At 29.7% G+C, this 13,823-nt stretch carries 6 protein-coding genes; all 6 read left to right on the forward strand.

What is annotated here, in order from left to right; all coding sequences use genetic code 11:
* Positions 1 to 6 precede the first annotated feature (6 nt).
* The 6 genes from ACYPV9_RS02070 to ACYPV9_RS02095 all read left to right on the forward strand — a co-directional run bounded on the left by ACYPV9_RS02070 (position 7) and on the right by ACYPV9_RS02095 (position 13,799).
* Entirely contained in the window at positions 7 to 1,503 is a 1,497-nt protein-coding gene (locus tag ACYPV9_RS02070) for a sulfatase family protein (protein WP_459741432.1), read from the forward strand.
* Positions 1,504 to 1,509: 6 nt separating this feature from the next.
* A complete protein-coding gene (locus ACYPV9_RS02075) occupies positions 1,510 to 2,961 on the forward strand; it encodes a sulfatase (RefSeq protein ID WP_459741433.1) in 1,452 nt (483 codons plus the stop codon).
* A gap of 130 nt (positions 2,962 to 3,091) precedes the next feature.
* The gene (locus ACYPV9_RS02080; RefSeq protein ID WP_459741434.1) at positions 3,092 to 4,132 is read left to right on the forward strand and encodes a GntR family transcriptional regulator; all 1,041 of its coding nucleotides are present in this window, start codon (positions 3,092 to 3,094) and stop codon (positions 4,130 to 4,132) included.
* A 136-nt stretch (positions 4,133 to 4,268) separates the two neighbouring features.
* Entirely contained in the window at positions 4,269 to 8,315 is a 4,047-nt protein-coding gene (locus tag ACYPV9_RS02085) for a hybrid sensor histidine kinase/response regulator transcription factor (RefSeq protein ID WP_459741435.1), read from the forward strand.
* An 80-nt stretch (positions 8,316 to 8,395) separates the two neighbouring features.
* The gene (locus tag ACYPV9_RS02090) at positions 8,396 to 11,434 is read left to right on the forward strand and encodes a sugar-binding domain-containing protein (protein WP_459741436.1); all 3,039 of its coding nucleotides are present in this window, start codon (positions 8,396 to 8,398) and stop codon (positions 11,432 to 11,434) included.
* A gap of 49 nt (positions 11,435 to 11,483) precedes the next feature.
* Positions 11,484 to 13,799, forward strand: a complete 2,316-nt coding sequence (locus ACYPV9_RS02095) for a glycoside hydrolase family 78 protein (protein WP_459741437.1) — start codon at positions 11,484 to 11,486, stop codon at positions 13,797 to 13,799.
* Positions 13,800 to 13,823 lie beyond the last annotated feature (24 nt).

Genomic DNA, 13,823 nt, shown 5'->3' on the forward strand with positions numbered 1-13,823 from the left:
AATAAAATGAAGCATAAATTATTTTTGAAAGTAGTTCTTGTATTTGGAATTACTTTAATAAGTTGTCAAAAAAAAAATAATTCTAAATCTGAATCTAAAAACACAGTAATAGCTGTAAAAAAACCAAATATTGTCTATATACTTACAGATCAATGGAGAGGATCTGCTTTAGGATATGCCGGTAACCCAGATGTTAAAACTCCGAATTTAGATGCTTTTGCTAAAGAATCAGTAAATTTTACAAATACAGTTTCTGTAACACCTGTCTGTACACCTCATAGAGCTGCTTTGTTAACTGGTAAATTTCCAACCACAACAGGTATGTTTCTAAACGATATTTATTTACCTAAAGATGAGGTTACCATGGCAGAAATTTATAAAAAGGAAGGTTATAATACTGCATATTGGGGTAAATGGCATTTAGATGGTCATGGAAGATCTACTTATATTCCAAAAGAAAGACGTCAAGGATTTGATTTTTGGAGAGCTTTAGAATGTTCTCATAACTATACAAAAATGCCCTATTACGATAATGAAAATAGCACATTAAAGCATTGGAAAAAATATTCTCCTTTTGCAATTGCAGAAGATGCGAATAGTTATTTAGAAAAACACGCAAAGGATAAAAATCCATTTTTGGCTTTAATTTCTATTGCAACACCCCATTATCCTCATGGTTCTGCTCCCAAGAAATATAAAGACATGTATCTGCCGGCAAGCTTAACATTAAATCCAAATACTGCAGATAAATTTAAAGAAAGAGCACGTAAAGAATTACAAGGTTATTATGCACATGCGACAGCAACAGATGAAGCTATTGGAAATGTTATCAATAAAATAAAAGAATTAGGTTTACTTGAAAACACCATTATTGTGTTTTCTGCAGATCACGGAGAAATGATGGGTGCACATGGAGTTAAACCTTTTGTAAAACAATTGGCTTGGGACGAATCTATTAGAGTTCCTTTCTTAATTAGGTACCCTAACATAAATAATAACAAAGGTAAAGTTGTTAACGCTCCTATAACAACACCAGATATTTTACCATCATTATTAGGGTTAACAAATATTAATATTCCAAAAGAAATTGAAGGAGAAAATTTATCAGACTTAATTAAAAACCCTAATCCAAATACTGATAGAGCAGCTTTGGTAATGAATGTTGCACCTTTTGGCGCTAATTATAAAGATGAGCCTTATCGTGGGATTAGAACCAAACAATACACCTATGCTATTACGCCTAAAGGACCAAGTATGTTTTATGACAATATTAAAGATCCTTATCAGCAAAACAATTTATTAGGAAAGCCAGAATTTGAAACAACTCAAAAAGAATTGGAATTTAAATTACAGCAAGAACTTCAAAAAATTGGAGATGAAGTTAGACCAAGAGATTATTATATGAAAAAATGGAATTTTAAGTTTGACAAAAGTAGAAAAGCTATTAACTGGAGGGATTGGAAAAAAGGAATTGGTACTGTGCAATCTCCAAAAAAAATATAAATTAAGATGAAAAAAAATATAATATTACTTTGCATTACTTTTTGTTTATCAAATGTTTTTTCTCAGCAAGAGAAGCCAAATGTATTGATATTTTATGTTGACGACTTAAGAGCAGAGATAGGTTCTTATGGAAGTAAAACAGCGATAACACCAAATATAGATGACTTGGCAAAAGACGGTGTACAATTTAATAAGGCGTACGTACAACAAGCTATTTGTGCACCTTCTAGAATGAGTACATTAACAGGTTTAAGACCAGAGACTTTAGGTATTTACAGTATTTTTACCCCACTTCGTAAAGTTCATAAAGAAATTGTTTCCATTCCTCAATTTTTTCAAAAAAATGGATATAAGACAGTAAGTATTGGTAAGGTATACCATCATAGTATAGATGATGAACAATATTGGACACATCATTTTAAAAAAGAAAACAATAGCTACGTAAAACCAGAGAATATTGCTTTAATGAAGCGCTTAAAAGCTTCTGGTAAGAAATCTATAAAAGGGCCTGCTTATGAGGATGCAGATGTTGCAGATGAAGCATACAAAGATGGTAGAGTTTCTAAATATGCCATAGAAACATTAAAAAAAATAAAAGATGATAAATTTTTAATGTTTGTGGGTCTAAGTAAGCCCCATTTACCATTTAACGCGCCAAAAAAATATTGGGATTTATATAACAAAAACGACTTTACAATTCCGTCTAGAGAAAAGCCAGAAGGCATGTATCGTTTGGCCTTGAGTAAATGGGGGGAATTGAAAGGATATTACGGAATTCCTCAAAAAGGTGATTTAGAAGATGATTTAACAAGAACCTTAATACATGGTTACCACGCTTCGATTAGTTATGTTGATGCACAAATAGGTAAAGTTATGAAAACGCTTAATGAGTTAAACCTTCGTAAAAATACGGTAGTTATTTTTATGAGTGATCATGGTTATAAAATAGGTGAATATGGTGCATGGTGTAAACATTCTAATGTAGAAATAGACGTACGAGTACCATTAATTATTAGTAGAGAAACCAATTATAAGAAAAGGAAGAAAAATAAAATTTCTAATGCTTTGGTAGAAAATGTAGATATTTTTTCAACTTTAGTAGATATATGTGGTTTAGAAAATGCACCTATTACAGACGGAAAAAGTATAGTACCTGTATTAAATAATCCTAATAAGAGCTGGGACAAGGCTGCATATAGTGTTTATGCACGAGGAAAAAAAATAATGGGTGTAACAACTACAGATGGAAATTGGAGGTATACAGAGTGGAGAAATTCTATAACAAATGCAATTTTAGAATCAGAATTATATGAACATAAAAGTAGTTTATTATCTTTTGTAAACCTCTCTGGAAATAAGAAATATAAAAAAGTAGAACAACGAATGAAAAAACTTTTAGAAATTCAATTTCCTAGAGATAAGCCCTTTTTACAAAATGATATACCAAGAAAAAGATAAAATTATTTCATTTAAAACGGAACTACTTATTATCAACAAAAAATAGTGTTAAAAAATTTTTGGTTACCCTAATTCAGATTTTTAGTTTATTATAGCATCATATATTTAAGGCATATTAACTAAAGATATTATGATTGAATTTATTAAACTAGATGCCCATTCAATGCAGCCTAAGTATATGCAGATTATAGATTCTATAATCCATAATATATCTATAGGAAACGTAAAGATAGGAGATAAAATTCCTTCTATTAATACGTTAAGTAAAGAGTACTATTTATCTAGAAATACTGTAGAGAGAGCATATAGTATTTTAAAAAAACGAAAAGTTGTTGTTTCGGTGCATGGTAAAGGAACTTATATTTCTCAAAACCAAATGCTATTAAAACCAAATGTTTTATTTCTGGTTAACAAGTTAAGTAAGTTTAAAATGAAAGTATATAACTCATTTGTAGAGCAAATGGGTAACGATTATCAAGTAGATTTACATAGTTATCACTGTGATGAAACTTTGTTTTTAGAACTTTTAAACAAACATAAATTTGCTTATAATTATTATGTGGTAATGCCTCATTTTAGAAGTAAGAATTTATTACATAGAAGTTTTACAAATAAGGTTTGTGCGGCAATTAACGAATTGCCAAAAGAAAACCTTGTATTATTAGATAATGATGAACATAATGTAAAAGGAGATTTTATAGAGGTTTACCAAGATTTTGAAAAAGATATTTTATATGCATTAGAAAAAGGTAAAGAAAAGATTTTAAAATATAAAAAGTTAATTTTGGTATATCCTAAATCAACTTTTTACCCATACCCTCTAAAAATCTTGTCTGGTTTTCAGAAATATTGCATCAAAAATAATTTTGATTTTGAAGTTGTAGAAGAAATCTCTAATGAAACCGAAATTGAAAAAAAGAGTTTGTTTATTACTATTGAAGAAAACGATTTGGTACAAATAGTAAATAAAGTTAGAAGTAATAACTATAAGTTTGGTGAAGATATAGGTGTAATTTCTTATAATGATACACCTTTAAAACAACTTTTAGGAATTACCGTAATAACAACAGATTTTGTAGAAATGGGTAAATTGGCTGCAGAAATGATTTTAGAAAAGAAAACAGAAAAGATAAAAACAACTTTTAATTTTATAGATAGAGATTCACTATAAAATATTTACCTTAACATTAAATAATAAATAGAAAGAAGTCTTAGTTTAAGACTTCTTTTTCCTTTTTTAAAAATAACTGAAAAATTAAATTCTATTTTCTACCTTCGAAAAATCAGTAATAAAAATTAAGCTTTTAATGAAAAACAAATTTCTTTTATTATTCTTAATGTTTAGCTCTGTTGCTATTTTACAAGGGCAACAAAACAAATTTAATTTCAGAAATATTAATATTTCTGATGGATTGTCTAATAATACAGTATCATCAATTGCAGAAGATCAATTTGGTCAAATATGGTTTGGTACAAGTAATGGCTTAAATAAGTATAACGGTAAAGATTTTACTGTTTATAGAAATATTCCTAAAGATAAATACAGCATAAGCAATAGCGAAATCTTAGACATTCTTGTAGACAAAGAAGGGTATATTTGGGTAGGTACTTTTAATGGTTTAAATAGATATAACCCTAAAGAAAATACTTTTAAGAGATTTTACAAAAGAGAAGGTAATAAGTACTCTTTAACAAATAGCTTAATTATAAGTAGCTTAGAGATGAGTAATGGTGATATTTGGTTTGGTACTGCAAATGGTATTTCTATTTATAAAAAAAACAAAAAAAGATTTGTAAGATTTTTGCAAGGTAACTCTAAAATAGGACCAAGATCTATTCATGATATTTATAATGATAATAAAGATAATATTTGGTTGGCAACTAATAATGGTATTATAAAAGTTTATAGAAGTAGTAGTAATAAATTAAAATATAAAGAATATAAAATAGGTACTCAAAGAAAAGATTTTAATATCAATACAATTATAGAAGTGTTACCCGGTATTATGGGTTTGGGTTCTAAATATGATGGATATTTATATTTTAATACAATTTCAGAAAAATTTACAAGACCAAAAGAAATAGAGATTCCTTATGATTTAGATGTTAGAGATCTTAAGGTAGACAATGATAAAAATTTATGGATAGCAACAACAAGTGGTCTTTTTGTTCTTAATAGAGAGAATAAATTAATTTCTAAAAAAGAAAATAATATCGATAACTCTAGTACAATTCAGAGTTTTATAAGAAAAATTTATAAAAGTAAAAATGGTTTTATTTGGTTGGGTACTCAAAACGGAGGAGTCATGACTTGGGATAAATCTTATCAAAACTTTCTACATTTTAAAAATCAAAATTTACTCAATAATATCACAAATAGTATTGTAGCAGATAAAAAAGGTGCTATTTATTTTGCTACAGAAGGCGGTGTTGTAAATGTTTTAAACAAAAAAGGTCAAGTTTTTGAGGTTTTTAGAATAACAAATTCTAATAAAGTAATAAATTATCCTATTAAATCCTTATATGTTTATAATGATGAATTTTTATTTATTGGAACCTTAAACAGAGGTATAATAGCTTATAATTTATCAGAAAAAAAAGTAGAAAAGAGTTATTTTTCTCAAGAATTGAGAGAATTATTAGAAAATATACTCATATATGATATTAAAAAAGATTCTAAAGAAAACTTATATATAGCAACCTTTGGTAAGGGCCTTGTTCGTTATAATTTAAAAACCAAAAAAATACGAAAATTTGTAAGACCTAGGCTGGTTACAAATATTGTAAAAAGTATTGCTATTGATGCTAAAGATAACTTGTTGATAGGAGGATTAGGAGGCGCTTCTACATTAGAATTTAATCAAAATCAAAAAGTAAATATTAAAAATTATTTTAAAGATAGACCTTTAGTAAAGTACAATATTAGTGCGGTATTTAAAGACTTAAATAATGTATGTTGGTTTGGTAGTAAAACAAGAGGTTTGTATCGACTTGATGGCGATAAAATGAAAAAAATTAATATATCTAATCGAAATATGTTTTTTTCTGTAAACTCCATTTTAGAAGGAGAAAAAGGTATTTTATGGTTAAGTACAGATAGAGGTATTGTAAAATACAATTCAATAAGCGACAAAAGCGTTGTTTATGATCAAAATAACATTATTGTGAATAATGATTTTAGACAAAATTCTGGATTAAAAATTAAGGATCAATTTTATTTTGGAGATCTTTATGGGGTAACAACTTTTAACCATAAAAATATTACTAAAATTACAGATGTACCAAAAGTTGTGTTGTCTAAGTTAAAAATTAAAAATGAAGTAGTTGAGATAAATAAAGGGGTTTTACAGAAAAGCTTAAATTATTCAGATGTATTAGAGTTAAATCATAATAATTCAAATTTTTCTATCAGTTATGCTCTTCCAAATTATATAAATTCTAAAGGTAACAGGTATGCATATCGTTTAAAAGGGTTAGATGATTCTTGGACTTACACGTCACAAACAGAAGCCTTTTTTACACTTCAAACAGCTGGTACATATACTTTTCAAGTAAAAGCTGTAAACCACGATAATGTTTGGAATACCAAAACAACAAATATTAAAATAATTATACGTCCAGCGCCATGGAAGACATGGTGGGCTTATACAATATATCTTCTTTTAATTTTCGGATTATTTTATGGAATCTCTTGGACAATTCAATCTAAATCAAGATTAAAAGACAAATTAGAGCTAGAATATATTGCTAACAAGAAAAATGAAGAATTAAATAAGGCAAAAATTCAATTTTTTACAAATATTTCTCATGAATTTAGAACTCCTTTAACTTTAATTATAGGGCCATTACAAAATATAATTCAAAACTACACAGGTACAAACGCTACTTATAAGAAATTAAGAATTATAGAAAGCAGTACAAATCATCTATTAAGATTAATTAATAGATTAATGGATTTTAGAAAGTTAGAAAATAATCATTTTCAATTAGAAGCAGCAGAAGGTAATATTGTAAAGTTTTTAAAAGAAATATTTTTATCATTTTCTGAGTATGCAAAAAACGGAAACTATGATTATAAGTTTTTTACGCAAGAAGACGAAATAAATGTTTATTATGACAGATATAAACTAGAAAGAGTTTTTTATAATTTAATATCTAATGCTTTTAGATATACCAAAGAAGGAGGATCAATTTCAATTCACATAAAAAAAGAAGTTGAAGAGATAATTATTAGTGTAAAAGATTCTGGAGTAGGTGTTTCTTCGAAGTATATTGATAAAATATTTGATCGCTTTTTTGAGGTAGCAGCACATAAACAATTAGAAGGTGATTTTATTAAAGGTACTGGTATAGGACTTTCTATTGCAAAAAATATTGTAAAACTTCATCATGGTGAGATTTCTGTAAGTAATGAGAAACCTAGAGGAGCAATATTTTCTGTTAAGTTAAAATTAGGTAAAACTCATTTATCTGAAGAAGAAATTGTTAAGGATTTTAAAATGAGTGATGATGTTTCTCAGTATGTTACACAAATAGAGGTTCCTCAAGAAAAAGAAAAGGATAATATAGAAGATTTGATTGCTTCAGAAAAGAAATTTACCATTCTTATAGTAGAAGATAATACTGTATTAAGATCGTTTATAAAAGAAATTTTAAAACCGAATTATAATATTCTAGAAGCAGAAAACGGAGAAATAGCATTTAACAAAGCGATAAAAAACTTACCAGATTTAATTATAAGTGATGTTGTAATGCCTCAAATGGTTGGTACAGAGTTGTGTTCTAAAATTAAAACGACCCTTGCAACTAGTCATATACCAGTTATTTTACTAACCTCTAGAACTTCTTTGGTTTATAAATTTGAGGGCTTAGAAAGTGGTGCAGATGATTATATTAGTAAACCTTTTGATTTAAAAGAGTTTAACTTAAAGGTTAGAAACCTATTAGAATCTAAACAAAGATTAAAAGAAAAATTTACATCTAACCAAAACATAGAATTTTCAGATGTTTCTTTAACCTCTTTAGATCAAAAATTGTTAAAAAGAGCATTTGAAATAGTTAAAGATAATTTGGCAAATGTAGATTTTAATATAACTCAATTTGGTGAAGAATTAGGTGTAAGTCGTTCCATGCTTTTTACCAAAATTAAAGCATGGACCAACTCAACTCCTAAAGATTTTATACAAGAGATTAGATTAAATCATGCTAAAAAATTATTAGAGTTAGATAAATTTACCGTTAGTGAAGTAAGTTATAAGGTTGGTTTTAAGAGACCAAAGTATTTTAGTCAATGTTTTAAGAAAAAGTACAATCTAACTCCTTCAGAGTATTTAAAGAAATTTAGTAATACTTAAAAAGTTGTCATGACACCACAGGATTAAATATCATTAAGTAAAAGTTATGTTTGTTAATTAGTATCCAAATAGTTAACAACATGAAAAACTTTTTTTTCTTTTTAGTACTCTTGTTTGATGTTTTTTCAATGCAAAGTCAAAGAATAGAAACTAATTTCAATAACAATTGGAACTTTATACTAGCAGATCACACTTCATTTTCAAAAGAGAATGTCGATGATTCTTCTTGGAAAAGTTTAAATGTTCCTCATGATTGGTCTTTCGAAAAGGGTGTAAGAAAAGGTGGAGATCAAGGACAAGGAGGTGGTTATCACGATGGAGGCATTGGTTGGTACAGAAAATATTTTGATATAACAAAAGAAAGTCTTTCTAAAGTTACCTACATCAATTTTGATGGCGTGTACATGAATAGCGAAGTTTGGGTAAATGGTAATTATTTAGGAAAACGACCTTATGGATACATTAGTTTTAGATATGATATTTCTAAATACTTAAAAGAAGGAAAAAATACAATTGCTGTAAGAGTTGATAATAGTTTAGAGCCTTCTGCACGTTGGTATCATCCATGTGGAATTTATGCTCAAGTAAAATTAATTGAAGTCAATCCAATTCACTTTAAATCCAATTCAATTTTTATAAAAACACCTTCAATTTCAGATAAGAAAGCTTTAGTGTCTATTGATGTTGAAGTTACAAGCATCAAAAAAGGACTCAGATATCATGTGCAATTATTCTCTCCTTCAAGAAAACAAATCAATAAAAGTTCTAAAAAATTAAAAATAACAACTCCAGTTGTCAAATTAGATGTTGAAAATCCACAATTATGGAGTCCAGAAACACCAAACTTGTATAAAGCAGTAACTCAAATTCTTGATGGTGAAAAGGTTATTGATGAAATTGAAACCACTTTCGGATTCAAAACCGTAAAATGGGAAACCGAAACCGGTTTTTGGCTAAATGGTGAAAACGTAAAATTAAAAGGCGTTTGCGAACATTGGGAAGGCGGACCAGTTGGTGGAGCTTGGACAAAACCTTTGTTACGCTGGAAATTACAGAGTTTAAAAGATATGGGCATCAATGCCATTCGTCCTTCTCACAATCCAACTCCACCAATGTTTTACGATATCTGTGATGAAATTGGTTTGTTGGTTATGGATGAGATTTTTGACGGTTGGCACAAAAAAGCACCTCAAGATTATGGAAAACAAGCTTTTGATGAATGGTGGAAACGCGATGTAAAAGAATGGATTACAAGAGACAGAAACCATGCAAGTATTTTTGTTTGGAGTTTAGGAAATGAAACACACAGTGATGTTGCCCCAGAAATGGTGGAATTTGGAAGAAATTTAGACCCAACCAGATTGTTTACGTCTGGAGCAGGAAATCCAGAAGATATGTATATTGAAGGTGTAAATGGCGGTTCTGAAACCAAATCTTTTATAGATAGTAAAATTCAAAAAGGACTAGAAAAACCATTCATTTCTACAGAAGCACCTCACACTTGGCAAACTAGAGGGTATTACAGAACTCAAACTTGGTGGAGAGATAACGAATTACCAGGAACATATGAATTGCCAGATTTAACTGAAAAAGAAATTTTCTTTTATGAGGGCATCAACCCTAAAAATTGGAGAAACAGAAAGCAAAGTTTCAATTCTTCTTATGACAATGCAACTGTAAGAGTTTCTGCTAGAAAATATTGGGAAGTTGTTCGTGACAATCCTTGGCATAGTGGAAATTTTAGATGGACAGGTTTCGATTATTATGGAGAAGCTGGTTTAGTTCACGGAGGTTTGCCTTTCAATTTATTTATGGGTGGAGCTTTAGATGTGGCAGGTTTTAAAAAGGATTTGTTTTACTTCTATCAAAGCCAATGGACAAAAGAAACAATGATTCATATGTTGCCTCATTGGTCGCATCCAAGAATGAAAAAAGGAACTCTAATTCCTGTTTGGGTATATTCAAATGCAGATGAAGTAGAGTTGTTTTTAAATGGGAAATCCTTAGGAATAGACAAACCAGGAACCATTTGGAACGAAATGCAATGCGAATGGATGGTGCCTTACCAAGAAGGGAAGCTAGAAGCAGTAGCATATATTGATGGAAAGGAAGTAAAAAGAACCTCGTTTACAACAAGTAAGCAACCATCAAAACTAAAAACTTCTATTGAAAAATTAGCGGCTGAAGATAGTTTTACCACAAGTTATATCATCACTTCAGAAAGTTTAGATACAGATGATAATTTATATCCTTATGGAGAAAACAAAGTTTATTATGCTATTCAGGGTGATGTAAAGAAAGTTTCTATGGAAAATGGAAATCCTATAGACCAAACAAGTAGAACAAAATCAGATTTTAGAGCTTTATTTTTCGGAAAAACGAGACTGTTTTTAAGAGCGTTACCAAACGCTAAAAATGCATCAATTATTACTGCATCAATTTTAGGCGATAAAGCATTATATACTTCAAATAAAATTACTATTGATGCAAAACAGATTTCAGTTTTTGGAGCAGATTCATCTTCGAATTTAGAAATATTGTATACCATTAATGGCGATAATCCTGAAACAAAAGGTATACTTTACAAAAGTGCATTTACGATTGATGATAACACAACAGTTAAGGCAATCATTAAACAAAATGGAAAAACAGTACTTACTTTATCTGAAACTTTTGGTAAAAATGAAGGCTTATTTTGGGGAGATGAACATTCTAAAGATATGTGGATTGGTAGAGGTGTAAATATTTCTGCAGAAGAAGGAATTTTAAAAGGAAATGCAAAAGCAAGTTCAAAAGCTAGAAGATTTAAAGGAACTGGTTTTGTAACTTTTGAAAATAAAGAAGGTTCCGTAGAATTTTATCAAGAGAATGATGGAGAAGCAGGAGATTATAGCATTCGTTTTAGATATATGCACAACAATGTTGGAAAAATATATCCAATGAAATTGTTTGTAAATGATGAATACATCAGAACTTTAAAATTTAAACCCACAGGTGGTTGGGAAAAAGAATGGAAGTTTGTACCTACAATCATCACGTTAAAAGCTGGAGCAAATAGTATTCGATTAGAAACTGCAGGAGAAAGTGGCCCTTATATTGATGAACTATTTATAGATTAAAATGGTAAACCCTAAGTTGTTTTTTAATGCTACCAAAACCTTTGGTCTTATGAAAAAGATAGTATTCTTAATGTTGTTTTTAGGATCACAACTATATGCTAAGGAGGTGAAAGATTTACAATGCGAATCAAAAACAACTCCAACAGATATTAGGATTAATAAACCTCATTTTAGTTGGACTTTTATTGGTGATTCCAAAAGTCCGAAACAAGGAGGATATAGAATTATGATGGCAACTTCGCCAGAAAAATTAAAATATCCAGATCTTTGGGATTCTGGGCCAACAAGCTCATCACAATCTAGTGGCATACAATATTCAGGAGCACCTTTAAAAAACGGACAGCGTGTGTACTGGAAAGTTATTATTTGGGGAAATAACAGAGGTGCAGTGCATAGTAAAGTAACTTGGTTTGAAATGGGGAAAATTAAAAATCCCAAAAAAGCATTTCAACCTAATGTATTTTCTAAATCTAAAAAAGGTGTTACAAAAATCAGTATAAATTGTAAAGATAAAGGCAGAACTTTTGAAGGAATTGGAGCTGTAAGTGCAGGTGCTTCCACAGATTTATTATATGATTATGTAGATCCTGTCAGAAGTCAAATTTTAGACCTTTTATTCAAACCAAAATTTGGTGCAGGGTTTCAACATTTAAAAGTCGAAATGGGTGGAGGAGAAAATTCCACTTGTGGATCAGAACCTTCACACGCATTTACCAAAGAAGAATTGAAAAATCCGGTTTCTAGAGGTTATGAATTTTGGTTGATGAAAGAAGCCAAAAATAGAAATTCAGATATGATTCTTGAATATCTTCCTTGGAGTTTTCCTGGGTGGTTAAAACCAAATATTTATACGCAAGCATCTGCAGATTATTTTGTTGCTTTTTTAGATGTTGCTAAAAAACAATGGGATTTAGACATAGATTGGGTAGCTGCAGCAGAAAATGAAAATGATACAGATCGCAATTGGTTGGTAAACCATATGAGACCTACCTTAGATGCTCGAGGTTATCAAAATGTAAAAATTCAAGGACCAGATGATAATAGTGGTGATTGGAAAATATTTAATGATTTAGAAAAAGACAAGGCTTTTGATAAGGTGATTGAAGCTGTAGGTTATCATTATGTTACTGGAAGAGAATTTACGGATAATATGGTTGATGGTCGAGGAAGACCAACAACAGCAAAAGCAAAACAATCAGGAAAACCACTTTGGGCAAGTGAAGATTGGAGTTGGACAGGTAAAGATTGGGGTGGTGCAGGAGCATTAAATTTAGCACGATTGTACAACAAGTTTTACATCAGAGATCAAATAACAAAAACATTGATTTGGGCACCAATTGGTTCTATTTATAAGTCTGTAACTTGGGATAAAGCAGGTGCAATGAAAGCCAATGAACCTTGGAGTGGTTATTATGAAGTTTGGCCAACAATTTGGGCAACTGCACATACAACACAATTTGCAACTCCAGAAAATTGGCAGTATTTAGACGAAGGGTGTGGATTGTTTGATGCATCCACTTATAAAGGAAGTGTTGTGACTCTTAAAGATAAAAACAGTGCCAATTGGAGTATGATTATTTGTACAGAAAAAACAGAAACCTTAGAAGTAAATATCCAAAAAGGCTTAGCAAATGATAAGGTGTATGTGTGGAAATCTGATGCAGAAAATCAATTTGTAGAGTTAAAAAGTATCATCCCTAAAAAAAAATCATTTACAATTCAACTCGATCCTAAAAGTATTTATTCATTAACCACAACAACAGGCCAACAAAAAGGAACTTATGAAATTCCTAAATCTAGAGCATTTCCATTTCCATATAAAGAAGATTATGAAGACAGAAAAGTTGGCGATTTACCAAAATATCACTCAGATCAAAAAGGAAGTTTTGAAATTGCTTTAAAAGAAGATGGAACCCATTGCTTAAAACAAGTTGCTCCAGAAGCTGGTTATGATTGGATGCGAATTTATAGAAGACCCAACATAAAACCTCATACGTTAATAGGTGATGTTAATTGGAGAAATTTTACGTGCAGTGCAGATGTGTTTATTGAAGGAGGAAATGTAGAATTAGGAGGAAGAGTAAAAGGTAGCTTTTTGAACGGTTATCGATTTATGATAGCAAAAAACGGTAGTTGGAAGTTAATCTTCAACAAGAAAACTTTATCCAAAGGAAATATTGACGGTTTTGATGGTTCCATATGGCATCAATTAAAAATAAAATTCCAAGACAAAAAAGTTGAAGTTTTTGTTGATAACAAATCTGTAACTAAAGCAAATCACATTGTTAGTAGTGGTTATGTTTCTTTTGCGAGTTCTTATCATTCTAATCTTTTCGACAATTTAGAAGTGACTCCCAACAAATAAAAGCTAAAAAAGTAAAAAAAAACA

The sequence above is a fragment of the Polaribacter sp. OB-PA-B3 genome (assembly GCF_054589375.1).